This is a genomic window from Parabacteroides sp. KHUB-01, assembly GCF_056640935.1.
This window is the reverse complement of the sequence record NZ_CM153256.1, coordinates 3,058,001-3,076,247: the sequence shown is the minus strand read 5'-3', so window position 1 is coordinate 3,076,247 and position 18,247 is coordinate 3,058,001. Positions and strand designations below refer to the sequence as shown.

Sequence of the window (18,247 nt, the reverse complement as noted above, 5' to 3'; positions counted from 1 at the left end):
TTTAAGCATTAATCCATAATATCATTTATAATCCAACCAAGTTGTCACTTCAGAGTCTTTATCTACAGAGAATCTAATCCATCTTGCCTGGAATGATGACGGGAATTTATGATTAAAAACTTTTCCAGGTTCAACCTTAAATGTTTCATATAACATCCAATCACCGTTGCCTGTCGGATCGACTTCTACATCAAAAGAAATTACTTTATCTGATTTATGAGATAACTTCAATTCTTTTTTATCATAGAATGCTATAAGATAAGGATCTGAATACTCTCCAGATTTAACTTTGCAATCCACCCAAGGACCACCTTTACCCACAGGTTTTCCCAACTTCCATAAATCATCAATAACACCGGCCCAAACAGCCGCTTTTCCATCATCTGAGACTATTATATGAGGATTATTCTTTGCATTTTCAAGATTTATACCCGTCAAAATCATCATTCCACGATATGAGGCATAATCATTTATCTGATAATTATGAGTTGATATAGGACGAATCTTTGCGTAACCATCAGCATTTTCTGCAGGCAATTCATAAAATGTACCCATACAACTGAACAAATCTCGTTCTGTAGCGACCTCACGACAAACGCGGAGCTGAGAAGCATTTGTCAAATTCTCAAATTCTTTATCTCCTAGAGGCAATCTCCAGCGTCTTTTCAAATCGTCAACAATCAAAACTGAACCATTTTCTATTGATACAACTTTTTCCGGAATAGCAAATTTTGTACGGATAAAATCAGACGTTTTTTCATCTGCTTTTTTTACTAAAGATAAATTATCCGACATTTCATAATAACCTGTTTCTTTTTTATTCCCGTTTTCTGAAACATTTGCCAACAGTGCCAGACTACGTCTGTTTTCTCCCAGTCCATAAAGTAATCCACCTACCGATGTTTTTTCAGAAACTACGGACAATCCGTCAAACATAGGATTCATATCTCCAGGCAGACGTTCATCTTCCGATGTATAAGAAAAGCTAACAGTTCCTTCTGTAGAATTATTTGAACGAACTCTAATCCATTCCGCTTTATTTGATGAATCAAAAGGTATAAATTTTGATTCTCCAGGCTCTAATGATACTGTCATAAGTTCTTTCCATTCATCAGAACCTTTTTCATCAACTTCAAAAACAAATGTAGATTTGGATTTTCCATTATTATCTATCCAACAACAACGATTATTCCATCCTGAAAACAGAAATGGCTCGGAAATCTCACCTTTCCCAATGCTTTCATCAGCCCATACAGCGCCTTCTACAGTAGCAGGGCCCAACTCATCAGGTTTTGACAAAGAGGTAAACCAAAGATTAGAATTTGACTGTCCCGGTCCTTCTATTTCACCTTTTGCCTGACGTTTATTTAAAAATTCTTTCTGAGCAGAATCGTCACAACCAAAGACAAGCTTGTCTCCCCAGCGTGTAAAGTCACCTATCACCTTCAAATATGCAGAGCGGGGGCGAATACCGGCAGTATTACCTACTTCAAATGTTGCAGGGAAATGCCAAAATAGACCATGCATAGTCATAAGATAGTCAGGTTGCGAATTTGTTCCAATATTTCTTATTCTAGGCCACTCCGTGTTCCAACCATGCGCACCATCATAAGAATGACTTGATTTTGGAAGCCTGTAAAATTTCCAACCTTCGTTTTTATCTCTTACACCAAGCAACACAGATTTATAATCCCAACCTGTCGCCCATATAGGATCGTCGGAAGGAGAAGGATTTCCACATATTCCACCAGGTCCTGTCACTTCAACAAACTGATTGCGACGAACCACTTTCCAATCTTTACCATTCCATTCAGCCAAAACACCAGCTTCAACATCAAATTTCTTCAATGCTTCCTGCGTACCCTCACCATTATTAGAGAAAACCATCACACCTTGTCCGGAATACAAGCCTTTTCCATGAACACCCGGAAGTAAATCATTTATCGGACCAGCGTCTGTATCATTCTTTTTCTGTTTCTTATTATTACCATCCTGATACAATTCTTTTACATCCAATGAATGAACATCGACTTCATAGAATCCTTCTTCCATGGTTCCATAATATATTTTATTTTCCGGATCACTTAAATGACGGGCGTTACCGGTATGGCGGCCAGGCATCACATCATATGGAATAACTCTTACATTACCTAAACTGTCAATAGCATAAGGACCAATAAACAACTGAGAACTCTCCTTGTGAATCATTCTGTTAGCCGGAGTCCCGCCTATACTTTCTTTCCTTATGATCTGTTTCAAATCAGGAGTTATCTCATATAATTTGTCCGAAGACCCGTTAGGTAAATGAGGACCATAAGTTATAACCCATAGACGTCCTGCCCAAGGCACAACCGCACCAGTTCCACACTCCCCCTCATTATTGTAATAAGCCAAATGAGGGTAAATGCCAGATATTGAATCTAGCATATCCTTTTTCTCCACATTTGAACAACCTGCAAAGGTTGACAAACCAACACATAAACAAATAAGTTTTATATTTTTAGTAACCTTCATTCTGTTTCAAATTTTCATTAATTAATACTTCTTTAGTTGGTATAGGCCATAAATATTGTCTATCGTTCCAAAGTCTTTGAGACAAAGCAACAATCTGTCCGGCTTCCTCCATCTTTGTAAAGTCAGGTATTCCATCTTCATCAATTTCTGGAACAGAAGGCCAAAACCAACCACCCTTACTTGTTACTTTTTCAATCAATAATGAAGAAGGATATAGTAATCCGTAATTCTTATTAGTCAAAGCCTTAGAAGCTAAACGCCAACGAACCAAATCCATATATCTCAAACCTTCATACGCAAATTCCATTCTTCGTTCAGTCCTTAATATTTTTCTTAATTTGTCCTGCTGCATAGTTGTCACTGCCGGATATGAATTAACATCAGACAAACCAACGCCATAAGCTCTCGCTCTTACTTGGTTTATTGCATCCAAAACGGACTGATCAATTTCATTTAGCTCAATCTTAGCTTCAGCATACATCAACAATACATCTGCATATCTTACAATTATCCTATCCGGATCTACAGTAAAACCATTAGCCAGCCAATTTTCATCTATGCCTTTTTTCCAAATAAGACCATTGAAAGATGCATATTGGGCATTTGCTCTTGTATCATTATTTTTCTGCATATTACCTGTATTGTAATTAAGAACCTCCAAAGCTTCAGGGTGAGGATTATACTCAAAACCTAAATGTTTGGAACCAAATGCTACAATTGTTGCGGAACAACGAGGATCCCTGTTTTTGAATGGATCATGAGAATCAAACAAAGGAGATTCGTCAATTGGTAATCCATCCGTACATGTATAAGCAGCCAACAAATCCCAAGAAGGATCCTTTGCAGCCCATCCTCCGGAGTTTCTGGATATAGCATTCAGCACAACATCATTACCCAAAACAACTTTATCCGTTACAGAACGAGGAAGAGCAAACACACTTTCTTTAGTATTTCTAGTTGTCGCAAGGAACAGTTCTGAGTAATTTGGATACAATTCATACTCATTCAGTTCCATACAAGCTTTAGCTGCATCAGCTGCTATTTTCCAATCACCATTATATAAAGCGAATCTTGCTTTCAAAGCCAACGCAGCTCCCTTAGTTGCTCTTATAGTTGATGTTCCACTATATGATTCCGGCAAATAAGCTATAGCATCATCGAAGTCCTGATAAACTTTTGAAATTATCTCTTCTTTTGGTGTACGTCCGATCTTAAAAGCCTCATCAATACTGATAACTTCCGTAACATATACGACATCTCCAAAATGAGAAATCAAAGTAGCATATCTTGATGCCCTGAGAAATTTTGCTTCTGCAGTATATAAGTTAATCTTATCCTGAGAAATCTGTAATTCTGCAGCCTTATCCATATTAGCAAGAACTGTATTAGCTCTTGCTATTGCTTTATATTGATTGGACCAAAGCGTTGTTACTATTCCATCCTGACCATTAAGAGTTCCATTCACAATTTGAGAATTGGTTTCCCTATATACATAATCATCTGTCCACTCTTCACTGTCCGAATGCCAAAAATCATGTTTATATCCATCCTTCAAAGCCATTTCAATTTCTGTTTCGTTTGAATACCAGCTTTCACTAGATCCCTGAGCCAAAGGATTCAAATCCAATTCATAACAACTTGTTATGAATAATGCATTTATAAAGCAATATAATATATATTTTACTCTCATAATCTTTTATATTAGAAGTTAACAGAAAGACCGAACAACAAAGATGTTGTTATAGGATAAGCAGACGTTCCCATTTCTGGATCCCATCCTTCGGGGAATTTGCTTATTGAGAACAAATCATTTGCAGATACGTACAACCTTGCATTTTGTATTTTGATTTTCTGAAGAATATCTTTAGGCAGAGTATATCCTAATGTTATATTCTTCAAACGTACGTATCTACCATTAAACAACCAGTAATCAGACATTGCGTAGTTTGAACCAGCATTAGTATAAGTCAACCTAGGAAAGAATACTGATGCATTTTGTTCATCTGTATTTTTTGAACTCCAATAGTTTCCTTCCAATATTGACGGAACATTACCGTAATTTTCACGTAACGGCTGCACCATAACAGTAGAATAACGTACTTTTTGGCTTCCCACGCCCTGGAATGCTACAGAGAAATCAAACCCTTTGTATCCTAAAGCTATATTACCACCAAACATATAACGAGGAAGTGAACCACCCAACAACACACGGTCATAATCTGGAGAAATTTTACCATCAGGCTTACCTTCAGGTCCTGAAATATCAACATATTTCACATCACCTATCTGTACATTATCATTAATTTTAGGACCAGCTAAATCCTCTTCTGTAAGAATAAGTCCGTCACTTACATAGCCATACCATTCATTAAATTCTGAACCTTCCATTTTAACTTGATCTCCTAAGAATTCTGTTCCTCCCAAATCTCCCATTTTTGAGACAAAATCTGAGAAATTAACAGAAACACTATAACTAAAATCACCTATCTGATCATTCCATCCCAAATCAATTTCATAACCATTAGTATACATACTTCCAGTATTCTTCTGAGGGTTATCAAAGCCTACATAGTCCGGAATTTCAAGAGCCAACAACATATCAGTTGTTGTCTTTTTATAATAATCACCACCAAATCTTAAGCGACCATCAAAAAATTGCATATCAAGACCTATATCATAAGATTTTGTTTTTTCCCATGATATATTTTCAATTGCATATGCCTGCTGTGCTGCAGATAGTTGTGAGATTGGTTTTCCATTCTGATAAAACAAGACATTACTGAATACAATAGCAGCTTGCCATGGATAATAATCTTGTTCAGCCGGATTAGTATTTGGTTTGAAAATTCTTTCATTACCCAATGTACCCCAAGAAGCTCTCAATTTCATATAAGACATCCACTTAGGCATATTCTCTTTCATAAATTTCTCTTCACTTATAACCCACCCTCCGGAGAAAGAAGGGAAAGAACCCCAACGGTAATCTTTATGAAAACGTGATGAACCATCATAACGTATATTAGCCTGTAACAAATAACGATTATCATAATTATACATTACACGACCAAACCATGATTGATAAGCCACTTCCTGAGCATTTCCACTATTATCACGCATAGATAACGGTCCCAAGTCGAGATATGGATAATTGCTTATTTCATACTGATCACGTGATGCCATAAGATTTTCCCAAAAAGCATAATAAGTTTCATAACCTGCCATTATATTCAGATTATGTTTTCCTATCGTTTTCAGATAATTGGCAATACCTTGAATTGTTACATTATAATTATCATTTCTCTTTTCTGTAAGTTTAGTTGATGCCTGTCCTTCCAAATATCCTCCTATTGTATTTGGATCATCAGCCAATGTATATGGTACAGCTTTATTAAATGTCTTTATTTTATCAAAATTATACACCGGAGCTACAACTCCAGAAATCTTCAAGCCTTCAATTGGAGTCAAATCCAATGAAGCCTTGCCACCTATCTGATTATACCATTCATTAGATTCACCTCCGGCAATCATTCTACCATAAGGGTTTGCTCCAGATTTTCCTTCAGCAATACGACCGTCATCCCACACTGCAGCATACACAGGAGGAGTTATTCTCATTCTGTCAAACGGAGAGAATGTAGGTTTATGAGATTTTGATCTCTTAAAATTAAAGTCTATAGTAGCACCAAGATATTTATTGATTTTAATATCATTATTTACACGTGCCATAAATCTTTCATAATATCTATCTGCATATAATCCATCTACATGATCATAAGAAAATTAGGCTTTGGTTCTGACATTTTTCCCTCCCCCAGACAAACTGATCATATGTTTTTGACGAGGTGCAGATCCTTTAAGTATCAAATCTGTCCAATCTGTATTAGGATATAGATTAGGATTTGTTTCATGATTCTTTAACCAGTTATTTATCTGATCTTCAGAATAGTTTTGATACCATCCACCAGAAGGATTATCATTATATCTCAGTTCGTTGGCAACCTCCATATAACGCTGGACATCCATATATTTAGGTAATGTTGTAGGTATTTCCCATCCATATTCAAAATTATATCCTAAAGAAAGTTCACTCTCTTTAGCTCTTTTTGTTGTAATCAATATTACACCGGCAGCTGCTCTTGAACCATAAATAGAAGCAGAAGCAGCATCTTTCAATACAGACATACTCTCCACATCATCAGGATTAACCTGATTAATATCACCAGGAACTCCATCTATTATAACCAACGGAGATGATTCACCGATAGTAGTTACACCACGAACTTTTATACTACCGGCTGTAGCTCCAGGTTCTGAGTTATCTCTTGTAACCATTACTCCAGAAACTGCACCTTGAAGCGCATTTGACAATTGAGTTGTTTTTCTTGAAGCCAAATCAGAACCTTTAACTGCAGCTACAGCACCAGTTAAATCCTTTTTTCTTGAAACACCATAACCTACTACAACTATCTCATCTAGTGCCTGAGTATCTTCGTTCAAAGAAATATTCAAATTATTCTGTTCTCCGACTTTAAGAACTTGTGAACTATATCCAATATACGAAACTTCAAGTACAGCATCTTTAGGAACATCCAATGCAAAATTACCATTCATATCCGTAATTGTTCCAATAGATGTACCTTTCACCATAACATTAGCCCCAATAACAGGAATGCCTGAAGCATCCACAACAGTACCTGTAACCTTCTTAGGTGCAGACTGCTGGGTATTAGTTGTATTGGTTATTTTCTTTACAATAATAGTCTTATCCTTTATTTCATAACTAACTTTTTGGCCATTAAGAATTTGTCCGATAACAGCTTCAATATCTTCATCATTAGCTGATACGGAAATTTTCTTTTTTGAATCCAAATCATTTGATGAATAAACAAAAGTATATCCTGTAATACTTTTCAGTTCATCCATAGCCTGTTTTACAGAAACATTATTCAAATTGATTGTAATAGTCTTAGCCATTAAAGGTACATTAAGACACAGAAGGGTGGTTACAATACATAATGGCCGCTTAAACTTTAACATAAGCAATGAGTTTTAAAGATTAACAAATTCCAGATAGCGATTCAAGGTATATATATTTGCAGCAAGAATCAGCTATGCTGATTAGTAATAATTTTTCTTATCATAACGCCGAAAAATATGGTACATTTTTCGGCATTTTTTACTGTTTTTCCATTTTCAGTATTTCTCCATAGGCTACAATTTATTATCAATTATTTTTATTTATTACTATTGTATTACTTTCTTCTTTAATATACGAAAAACCACCTGTAGCAACCAATGAATTCAATATATCATCAACACTCTGTTTTTTTGTATCAAAATATCCGTAAAAACATCTTTCCATTAAATCAGAAGATTCAATTTTAATCTTCACATTATATATTCTGGAAAGTTCATTTGCAATTTCAGACAACGGTTTTTCATCAAAAAACAAAATATCTGAAATCCAATCTTTGGCTTGTTCTGTCTTTGCAGTTATCTTATCCATCTCTCCGGAACGCTTATTCAAAACAATTTTTTCATTTACTGCCAAATACTCAACCGGCATCTCTTTCATCAAATTTTCAACCTGAACTTTGCCTTCCAACAATTCAATGACTGCTTCCGGATCGTCCGGATAGTTCCTGAAATTAAACTTAGTGCCCAAAACCTCTAATTTGAGGTCTTCCGTATTTACATCAAAAGGTAAATTTTCATTACGGGCAACTTCAAAATATGCTTCTCCTGTCAGTTCCACATTCCTGTCTTTTACTCCAAATCCCTGAGAATATGTTATTTTAGAACCTGCATTCAACCACACAAGAGTTCCATCAGGCAAATACATTTTACTTTTAGAACCCAACGGAGCTTCAACAACTATATCCATAAACTGTTTTTCCACCATATTTCCTCCCATAAAAAATGAGATATATGCAATAGCGAATATAGCTGCGGCAATTCCTGCTATACGATAATAAAGAGTATAAGATTTAGATCTTACTTTCTTTTTCAATGTCTGTTTTCCTATATTATTAAGGAATTTATCAAACGCCTTGTCGGAGTCAAATGTATAAGTGTCATCGGCTATTGCCGAAACAACCCATACATTTACCATATCGTCAAAGTATTTCTTGTTTTCTGCAGACATATTTATCCAATCAAGCAAATATGCCTCATCCTCCTTACTCAAGCTTTTTTGCAAATAGTCAAGAATAAGATTATCTATATTTTTATTTTGAAAATCGTCTTTCATATATCATTTGTTTCTATATGTAAGACAACGGAGAATTAATTAGGGGTAGTGAAAAATATGTTTTTTTTAAAAAAAGTGGAAATTTCTTTCAATCAAATAAAAACAGGAATACAAAATATTTGCCCAGGTCATTATGAAGTATAGATAATGCCCTTTTCATATGATACTTAACTGTATTTACAGAAATTCCCAATTCTTCTGCTATTTCCTCATTTTTCTTATGTTCAAAACGGCTTTTGGTAAATACAGCGCGTGTTTCTTTAGGTAATTTTCTTATTGCCTCTTCTATTTTCTCCTCTAATTCACGTTCAAGCAACGATGTCAACGGTGTCTCAGCCAATGAACATTTATTGACATATTCAAATGCATCAGCTTCTTCTATTGATACTTCTGATAAATGTGTTTCCTGCTTGATATAATTAAGACAGCGATTACGCACTGCTTTTATAAGATAAGACCTTAACGATGTAGTGATATTAAGAGTTTCACGTATTTCATAAATATGGACAATAGTATCTCCAACTATGGTTTCTGCCACATAAGGATCATTAACCCAGGCATTGGCAAGACGACATAAAACGACATAATGATTGTCATACAAATAACGGAACGCGCTCTCTTTTCCATTACGTATCTGTTCAATCAATAATAAATCGTTCACGTCCATTGTCTGTAACTATTTTATTCGACACATATCACAAAAATATGTATTTTCACAAAATAGCGCAAATAAAAACAATGATTAACTCAACTTACATACTTAACTGAATTTAATAGTAGATAATTCGAGTTTAAGTTGACAAGGGAAATACTTGTCAACTTGTTCCCTTGTCAACTTGTTTTCTTTATTATCTACTATATCCTTTATCTACATACCTCTCCAACAAGCCTTTAAGTTCCTCAACCTTTTCAGGTTCCGACAGATAGAGATTATTTGTCTCCATCATATCATCCGCCATATTATAAAGCTGGCCTTCAGGGCCATTCTTTAAAGGCTCGAGATTATGCGGGAAGCTGAAACCACAGGAGCCCAGTCCGTCGATAAATTTCCAGTTTCCCTTTTTTATTGCCAGTTTACCGGAACCGGAAAGATATATTATGTGATCACGAGTCTGAGCAGAAAGATTCCCTTTCAATATAGGTAAAAGACTGAAACTGTCTTCTGCGCTACCGGAGGGTAATGGCTGACTGGTAATTTCGGCAAGAGTTGCCATAATATCAACCAATCCGACTGTACTTTCCGAAACTGTTGAAGGTTTGGTTACACCTGGCCATTTCACAATCAGAGGGACATGATGACCACCATCCCAAGCATCACCTTTCTCTCCACGGCGGCTCCAGTTGCTCTGGTGAGCATATTGCTGAATGTCTTCCTCTTCCCATGCTCCACCATTATCACTAGCAAAAATGACAATAGTATTATCGTCTATACCAAGTTCTTTCAGTTTCAGATTTACACGAGCTACAGCGTCATCTATATTAGCAATAAAATCACCATATGTGCCCAAAGATGTAGAGCCTTTGAAACGCTCTTCCGGAAGCCATGGCGTGTGTGGCCCGGTAAGTGGCATATAAAGGAAAAATGGCTTTCCGCTTTTCCCGGCTCTGTCAATAAAAGAAATTCCTTCATCTATTATTATAGGAAGACATTCCTCGAATTTGAAAGACTTGGACATCTCACCATTACGCCACCAAACTCCTCGCTCCCAATAAATATCAGACTCACCAGTATGCTTGCGGTCCCAGGCATATACAGTTTCTTCCTTTTTAGCAGGATATACATCTGCAGTAAGAACAACATCAGGGTCAACCACTTTATCGTTACGTACAAAAACATAAGGAGGCATATCCAATGATGCGGGTAATATGAATGAGTAATCAAACCCTCGTTCTGTTGGTCCATCACTTACAGGAGCAGAAAAATCTGTATTCGTATAATCAAACTTTGAAGGAGAAAGGATATGCGGACGTGAAGAATCCTTTAATGCCCAATTCAATCCCAAGTGCCACTTACCAATGCAAGCTGTGGTATATCCGGCTTTCTGCATAAGTGAGCCAATGGTCAAACGGTCTTTTGATATATAAGGATAAAGATATCCCCAATATTCCTTCTGCTTGATTTCACGAAAGAAATATCGTCCAGTAACCAGGCCATATCGTGACGGTCCGCTTAAAGCCCCGGCAGAATGAGCGTCAGTGAAACGAAGTCCTTCAGCAGCTAGAGCGTCAATAGCGGGTGTTGATGTTCGGGAATATGGATTGTTGCAGCATACATCGCCATATCCCATATCATCTGCCAATATGATTACTACATTGGGGGATTTCTGAGAATATGCGAGTGACGAAATCATAAGCAATCCGCAACCTAATATCATTTGCCTGCCTTTATTCTGTTCTTTCATTTTTTAGATTTAAAATTAATCATCCTGTGAACACCATTTCTGGAAAGCCCAGTCACCAATTGTAACAGATTTTTCTCCCGATCCACACGGTTTGTATGTATATGACCGGAAAGGACTATTACATTATTATCCATAACCAAATTGTAAAACTCTTTGGTCTCGTCTGTATTTCCCTTATCACTCCAAGGCTCACGTTTTTCTATTTCATAACTCTCATCTATAGCCCTGCCCCACTTTGGATTTCCGAAAGTTGCGTTTCCATTATTGAGCAACGTGTAAACAGGAATATGCATAACCAGAACAATAGGATATGGTTTATTGAGCTGCTGTTTGAAAAACGCCAGCTGTTCACTGTCAACCTGATATGTTGAGTTATCGATACATACGAAATTAACACCTTTATACAAAGTAGAATAGCAGAAAGGATTATTTCCATTATATAAAGGTTTAAGAACACCTATCATCTGTTTACGTTGAGAATAATCAGACCCAGGAGTTCCCTCAAGATGCCAGTCATGGTTTCCGGATATATAGGCATATGGTATTCCACACTTCTGCAATTCCTTATAAACAAAATCAACTGAAGCTTCTGACGGGAAATTAATTATATCACCGGAAAGAACTATAAAGTCCACTTTCTCGTTCTTTGCATTATTCATCAACATGGTGAAAGCTTCTTCACGGCTGACGTTTTTACCAGACTCATGAGAATCAGTATCCTTGTATGCCTGATGCATTCGCTTACATTTTTCCCATACTTCCTCATCTTTTTGACTCGGCACTGTTATATGACAGTCTGTTATGTGCATCACCTTAAAATCCGATTCAACTCCTTCGAGCATAATATCAGCATTATTCCCTTTCTCAGAGAAAGAAATAAATTTGCTCGATGAATCACCACCCTGCACTGATGCAGAAACATTTTCTGTATCATATTCCACAGCTTTTGATTTAGGAATTGCACCTATAGCCATGGCTGCAACAAGGCTTTGTTTGAAAAATGTTCTTCTGGATAATTTCATAGAAGATATATTTTTTTAATTTAAGTTTCGCAAGTTGCTCAACTTAGAAGTTAACGAGGCTTCAGATACGAGTTGACAAGGTCAACCTTGTTAACTTGTCTTCTTGTCAACTTGTTATATGTAAGTTTAGCTTGCGAAACTTGAGTTATTAATATTATTCAGGCTTCTCCCAGTATACTGACAGACAAGCTGATGTTTTCTTCATATAAACCTGTATTTGAAAAATCGGAATAGAAAATGATACTTATATCCTACAGCTTCCATTCCTCCTTCCATGGAATTATAAATCTCTCTCCATCAAACTCTAAAGGTAACCAAATATAACGACCATCAATAGCATTATCCGGAGTCCATCTATCACCCATATATATAAATTTATCGTTTGTTCCTTGTACCGGCAAAATATATGTACTTTGCGAATGATATGTCAAAGACGAATCGTTATCAATACATGGATTTCCCAACTCTTTCCATTCTCCAAATATTGAATCAGCTTTTGCAGAGCGAGCAGCATTTGGCGTCCAGCCTGTGCATCCCGACATCATCAAATAATAATCTCCTTTATATTTGAACATAGCAGGAGCCTCCATAAAACGTCCTGCAAAACATCTAATATACTGTCCATTATGAGACAGATAATCATCAGAAAGCTGGGCTATATGCAATGTGCTGTTTTCTTCCGAAGCATAAATATGATATGCCTTTCCATCATCATCAACAAAAAGGTTCATATCTCTAGCCATTTGCCCCTTATCAAAATCTCGTTTATGAATATTCATTGAATCCGGATGTTGAGGTAAACTTCCTCCGGAATAGTTTGTCACCAATTCCTGCAAAGGCATTTCCTTCATTCTTGTCGGAGTATTTATTGCCCATTTACAAGCATTAATTCTTCCGGCATGAACAAATTTATACGGACCTGACACATTATCACTTACAGCCACACCACTTTGTGCACCTTTATATCCCAAACCTTTAGGCTCTAAATGAAACCACATTACATATTTATTTGTTTTCTTATTGTATATCACTTTAGGACGTTCCAATATACAACCTTTTTCTATTGGACTTCCAGATCCTTCCGGCTCTACATGCAATACAATACCTTCATCTTTCCAATTATATAAATCTTTTGAAGAATAACAATGGACACCAACATTCGCAACATTTCCATTTCTACCTTCCGTCTTATGTTCTCCAAACCAGTAATAAACACCATTTGAAAACAAAATTCCACCACCATGAGCATTAATATGAACACCTTTGTTATCAAGCCAAAGCTCTCCTGGCTTAAAAGATTTATAAACATTATCTTTTCTACATGAAGAAAAAGCAGTTACTAACAAAAATGATATTAGCAACATCATTCCGTTAATTAATGGTTTTTTATTTAACATCATAGATATATTATTATAAAGTTATTAACTATCACTACTGTCCCGTTAAAAATGGGAATCGGTCTTTGAAATAGTTGAAATAAAGTCTTTTACAAGCATTTTTATGGTGCGACGATTTGAATTTGCTACTTTGTAGTCTATTAAGATTGACTGCATATGAACAAAAACAAATATGTCTTCGCCCAGTTGATTGAATTTCTCGATAAAGATAAGTTTCGTCACTTGGTTGACAAATATAATGGCAATCGGTATGTTAAATCATTCACGTGCTGGAATCAACTTCTTGCATTGATGTTTGGTCAGCTTAGCAATCGTGAAAGTTTACGCGATGTAGTCGTTGCACTGGAAGCGCATCATAGCAAATGTTATCATCTTGGAATGGGGAGAAATCCTATTACTAAAACGACATTTGCTTCAGCCAACCAAAAGCGGGATTATCGCATATTTGAAGACTTTGCATTCTTTATGATGGATCAGGCTCGGAAGAAGCAGGTAGCAGATATTTTTAAGTTGAAAGGGCATGTATATGCCTTCGATTCTACGACAATACCTTTATGTCTGTCAATCTTCTGGTGGGCCAAATTTCGTAAGAAGAAAGGTGGTGTAAAAGCTCATGTGTTGTATGACTTGGAAGCAAAAGTTCCAGCATACTTCCACATCTCTACAGCATCTGTACACGATTCAAAAGTTATGAAGTATATTCCTTATGAATCAGGCTCTTACTATGTATTTGATCGCGGTTACAATGCCTTCAAAGAACTCTACAAAATACATTTGCACGAGTCTTTCTTTGTGGTGAGAGCCAAAAAGAATCTACAGTTTAAATGTATCCGATGGAGACGCAGATTGCCAAATAATGTACTTACCGATTCAATAATAGAACTTACTGACATAATCACTCAGTTGAAGTATCCGAAGCGCTTGCGATTAGTGAAGTACAGAGACGAAGATCAGGATAGAGAGTTCGTCTTTCTAACCAATGCTTTTCATCTTACTTCACTTGAAATCGCCGAACTGTATAAAAACCGTTGGCAGGTTGAGCTGTTCTTCAAATGGCTAAAGCAGCACCTCAGAATTAAGAAGTTTTGGGGTACTACGGAAAACGCTGTCCGAATCCAAATCAGTACTGCCATTATTAGCTATTGCCTTGTTGCTATAGTTCAACATGACATGAAACTGGAACGGTCAACATATGAAGTTTTACAAATTCTAAGCATTTCTCTTACGGACAAAACATGTATTAGAGAACTGTTTGAGAAGACTAATTTCAACGATATCAAAGAACTCAATTCTTCCCTTATTTCGGGATTGTTCGATTAATATTAATTTGTCCCGATTTTAACGGGACACTAATGATGTGGAATACATATATGTCATACAACTTAAAATTGTGATTTACAAATACTATTTGTTTAATGTTTAACAACTTTTTGTAAAACTTCTGATGCAAATCTAGCATAATGGCCTTCTTGGCCTAATGCATAATTCTCCAGCACTTTCTTTCCAAGACCATCCTTATCGCCACACAAATATAAGGCTTTAGATAAATATAACTCTTTAAGAGCTTTATTACGCATAGTATCTTCCAATATATATACTCTATCTATTATATTGGGCTTTATCTTTATTGTTGATTCTTTTTGTGTTCTAATATAGTTTCCTTTCATACCACTAATAAGTAAATTATACAAAATATGTTGAAATTCTTTTGAAATACAATTTTCTATTGCAATGGAAATAGCTCTAAAATGTGAGAATTCTGATTCTGGAGTTAACAACTTTAATAGACGAAGTATTTCTGGTATAACAATACTATTATTACTATAACCTAAAGCTATTACATAGTTATCCAACCTACTTGAACTATAACCAAATTGATGCATACCTCTATAATTCCAACCTTTATCCCAATTTACATATAACTTAACTTCTTCTAAAATTCTTTCAAATCCTATAGGTTCCCTCATCATACATAAAATATTTGCATAATATAATTTATCCGTAAAAGATCCATTTCTGTACCATTGTTTTAGTATAGGAATAGAAATATCTGGTACTGATAATATTTTTTCTAAACCTTTATAGTTATCTATAACAACATCTTTCAAACATTCTATTTCCTGTTTAGTAATTAGGGGAGAGTCATTTTCTTTCAATACTTCTATTGGTAAATTTCCTTTATCAACCAATTGACGTTGAATAGATTTTATATCAAGTTTACAAATACTTTTGCTTTGAAGAATAGACTCCGCAGCTACAATTCCAACTGCGTACCCTTGATTTTGTAAATCAGGTTGCATCCTAATTACTGGCATAGCATCCCTATTTGCGCCACACCCTAAACCTGTAACTAATATATTCTCTAATCTATGAGGTAATAACGACCGTAATGGTAGTCTCACATCATAAGTCCTATGTCCTCCTTCTGGTGGATTAATTGTAAAAAAAACATCTTCAGTAAATCCATGAGTGTCAAAATTACTTCTATGATAAGAAATTGTATCATAAAAAGTTTTTTCATTAATCATATCAGTTACTGAAATATTATATTCAGCAATAATTCTCCGTCTCTCCCTTGTCTGAGGTAGTTTTCCAATGTCATAACTTCCTATGTTTTTTAATTTTGCTTGAATAAACAATCTTGTAACATCAATAACATCTGTATCATCGACAAATGTCCAATCAGTATTATTATAATGATCACCTAAATTATAATGACCTAATCCAGCTCCTTGAACAGCTAAGCTTTCTGAACTAGTATATTCATAATCGCATCCTGCAGCAATTGCCACATCAGCACTTCCTGTTGAGTCAATCACACATTTACAATAAATAATACCTTCACCCATAGGAGTATGTACAACGACACCATTTATTTTATCTCCATCTTTTATAACTCCATTAACAAGAACCTGATTCCATATAACTCCACCTGATTTAAGAATTTCTTTTCTGTACCATTCTGCTTTCCAATCAATTGGCCACTCCCTACTGTCCTCTCTAATTTTTCGAGAATGACCTTTAGGAGCTATATTTTGCATAGCTAAATCTATCTCTTCTGTAAACCCCTTACAATATCCTGCAGTATATCTACCTATCAAACCAAATGTTCCAATACCCCCTAAACCATGTAAATACTCCAATAATAAAACTTTCACACCTTTTCTTGCAACACTTATTGCAGCAGGAGCTCCCGCTGTTCCACCACCTACAACAACTACATCATAGCTTCCCAGTACAGGAATCCCCCCCCCTCTAAATTCAGCTAAATCTAAAGGAGGTAAAAATCTAGAATTATTAACTAATAATATTTCACCAACTATATCACCTAATGGTAATATAGGCTTAATTATACAACCTTTACCGACTCTTATATTTTTTACTAATTCAAAAATCCTATTTCCTAATATTTCTCCTTCCTCTATATACTTATTTGGTTCCATAAAATCCATTATCTTATTCCTTGGTATAGAAGAATTCAACCCAAAGACAAACAAATTATAATATTCATCTGTTTGAAACCTATCTTTACTTTTAAGATAAGAACACGGAACAAAAAATAATGAATCAGAACTATCAACTTGTTCAATATCCCAAGTTATTGTTCTTATATCATGTTCAATTTTCATTATTGAATCATAATCATAATTTTCCAAAAAAATTTCATAAGTATACTCTATAGCCTGAAAGCTTTTTCCATTTACGTTAAAAGCAGGATATATTACATTAGTATTTATTATAGAAGTATGTTTTTTCTCTTTATTTCCAACAACTACAAAATTAAATTTACATCTTTGAGGAGAAAAATCATGAAAAGTAGCATTAGACAACTTGGCAACTATTGCCTCCTGTGTCGTATCCACTATACATTTAGATTTTATAACTTGTTGTCCAGAACGATTATTAATACAGATTCCTGATAAATTTCCACTTGAGTCAATCAATATATTTGAAATGAAACTACAGTAAACAAACTCAATATCATTATTTATAAGTTCAGACTCAAGAACTGTTTTTACATGAAGAGGCGTTGGTGGTATTTTACTTATAAATATCTTTTTAAATAAATCAGAAGACTTTTCATAAGATTTAGGCCAAAATCTGAAAAAAGCACAAATATCTTCTCCCAAATATGGATATGATGTAACAACAAAAACTTTTAATCCTTTTTTTGCAGCAGATATTGCAGTAGATATACCACCTGTTGTTCCACCAATTACAACCAAATCAACTTCCTTCCAAATATGCTTATTATATGGTTTGTGATAAACTGAATCCTGAATAACATTTAAATATTCACTTCTCCTATCATTAGAAAAAATCAAATTACTATTTAAAGCCAACAAAGAGCCTGATGTTAAAGCCTTAACAAAATTTCTACGTGTCATCATAAATTCATTTAATTTAGTCGTTATTTTTAAATCTTAAACATAGAACAATACTTCGGTAAATTTTTACCGAAAAATTAAAAGTTAAACAATAGAACCAGTAAAAGCTGGTTCGAAAACACTAAAGAGGTCATTGAAGTGTTGTCAAGACGAATGGTTAAGCATGAAGAAATGTGCTGAAAAAAAGTGTGCTAGCTTGCTGACAATAAGGGTAAAAAGTATTGCATAATTCGTTAGTTTTTAGTAAATTAGAAGTTCCCTAACTCTTCTGATT

Annotated in this window: 9 protein-coding genes and 1 pseudogene; 1 reads left to right on the top strand and 9 read right to left on the bottom strand. The window is 35.2% G+C overall.

From position 1 onward, the window contains the following. Positions 1 to 21: 21 nt before the first annotated feature. The 8 genes and pseudogenes from ACYIAR_RS12980 to ACYIAR_RS12945 form a co-directional block, all read right to left on the bottom strand. Positions 22 to 2,514, bottom strand: a complete 2,493-nt coding sequence (locus tag ACYIAR_RS12980; RefSeq protein WP_480330028.1) for a hypothetical protein — start codon at positions 2,512 to 2,514, stop codon at positions 22 to 24. Further along, positions 2,501 to 4,204, bottom strand: coding sequence for a RagB/SusD family nutrient uptake outer membrane protein (locus ACYIAR_RS12975; RefSeq protein WP_480330026.1), 1,704 nt, complete (start codon positions 4,202 to 4,204; stop codon positions 2,501 to 2,503). The genes ACYIAR_RS12980 and ACYIAR_RS12975 overlap by 14 nt, the downstream gene beginning before the upstream one ends. An 11-nt stretch (positions 4,205 to 4,215) precedes the next feature. Next, positions 4,216 to 7,437 (bottom strand): annotated as a pseudogene (locus tag ACYIAR_RS12970) (TonB-dependent receptor). A gap of 301 nt (positions 7,438 to 7,738) precedes the next feature. Next, complete coding sequence (locus ACYIAR_RS12965; RefSeq protein ID WP_480330024.1) at positions 7,739 to 8,764, bottom strand: FecR family protein; 1,026 nt, start codon at positions 8,762 to 8,764, stop codon at positions 7,739 to 7,741. 88 nt (positions 8,765 to 8,852) lie between these two features. Then, a complete protein-coding gene (locus tag ACYIAR_RS12960; protein WP_480330022.1) occupies positions 8,853 to 9,431 on the bottom strand; it encodes an RNA polymerase sigma-70 factor in 579 nt (192 codons plus the stop codon). A 181-nt stretch (positions 9,432 to 9,612) separates the two neighbouring features. Further along, positions 9,613 to 11,166, bottom strand: a complete 1,554-nt coding sequence (locus tag ACYIAR_RS12955) for a sulfatase family protein (protein WP_480330020.1) — start codon at positions 11,164 to 11,166, stop codon at positions 9,613 to 9,615. Next, a complete protein-coding gene (locus tag ACYIAR_RS12950) occupies positions 11,163 to 12,188 on the bottom strand; it encodes a metallophosphoesterase family protein (protein WP_480330018.1) in 1,026 nt (341 codons plus the stop codon). The genes ACYIAR_RS12955 and ACYIAR_RS12950 overlap by 4 nt, the downstream gene beginning before the upstream one ends. 251 nt (positions 12,189 to 12,439) lie before the next feature. Further along, positions 12,440 to 13,585 (bottom strand): glycoside hydrolase family 43 protein, encoded by a 1,146-nt coding sequence (locus ACYIAR_RS12945; RefSeq protein ID WP_480333655.1) that lies wholly within the window; start codon positions 13,583 to 13,585, stop codon positions 12,440 to 12,442. Between the two features lie 156 nt (positions 13,586 to 13,741). Between ACYIAR_RS12945 and ACYIAR_RS12940 the strand changes: the two genes are divergently transcribed. After that, entirely contained in the window at positions 13,742 to 14,905 is a 1,164-nt protein-coding gene (locus tag ACYIAR_RS12940) for an IS4 family transposase (protein ID WP_480330016.1), read from the top strand. A gap of 92 nt (positions 14,906 to 14,997) precedes the next feature. Here ACYIAR_RS12940 and ACYIAR_RS12935 read toward each other — a convergent pair whose 3' ends face one another. Next, positions 14,998 to 17,976 carry an FAD-dependent oxidoreductase gene (locus ACYIAR_RS12935; RefSeq protein WP_480330014.1) on the bottom strand — a complete coding sequence of 993 codons (2,979 nt, stop codon included), beginning with the start codon at positions 17,974 to 17,976 and terminating at the stop codon, positions 14,998 to 15,000. Between the last annotated feature and the right edge of the window lie 271 nt (positions 17,977 to 18,247).

Excerpts from the sequence above, each read along its gene's own strand:
- ACYIAR_RS12945 (WP_480333655.1), bottom strand. The coding sequence starts at position 13,585 with ATGTTAAATAAAAAACCATTAATTAACGGAATGATGTTGCTAATATCA.
- ACYIAR_RS12935 (WP_480330014.1), bottom strand. The coding sequence starts at position 17,976 with ATGATGACACGTAGAAATTTTGTTAAGGCTTTAACATCAGGCTCTTTG.
- ACYIAR_RS12975 (WP_480330026.1), bottom strand. The coding sequence starts at position 4,204 with ATGAGAGTAAAATATATATTATATTGCTTTATAAATGCATTATTCATA.
- ACYIAR_RS12980 (WP_480330028.1), bottom strand. The coding sequence starts at position 2,514 with ATGAAGGTTACTAAAAATATAAAACTTATTTGTTTATGTGTTGGTTTG.
- ACYIAR_RS12950 (WP_480330018.1), bottom strand. The coding sequence starts at position 12,188 with ATGAAATTATCCAGAAGAACATTTTTCAAACAAAGCCTTGTTGCAGCC.
- ACYIAR_RS12940 (WP_480330016.1), top strand. The coding sequence starts at position 13,742 with ATGAACAAAAACAAATATGTCTTCGCCCAGTTGATTGAATTTCTCGAT.
- ACYIAR_RS12960 (WP_480330022.1), bottom strand. The coding sequence starts at position 9,431 with ATGGACGTGAACGATTTATTATTGATTGAACAGATACGTAATGGAAAA.
- ACYIAR_RS12965 (WP_480330024.1), bottom strand. The coding sequence starts at position 8,764 with ATGAAAGACGATTTTCAAAATAAAAATATAGATAATCTTATTCTTGAC.
- ACYIAR_RS12955 (WP_480330020.1), bottom strand. The coding sequence starts at position 11,166 with ATGAAAGAACAGAATAAAGGCAGGCAAATGATATTAGGTTGCGGATTG.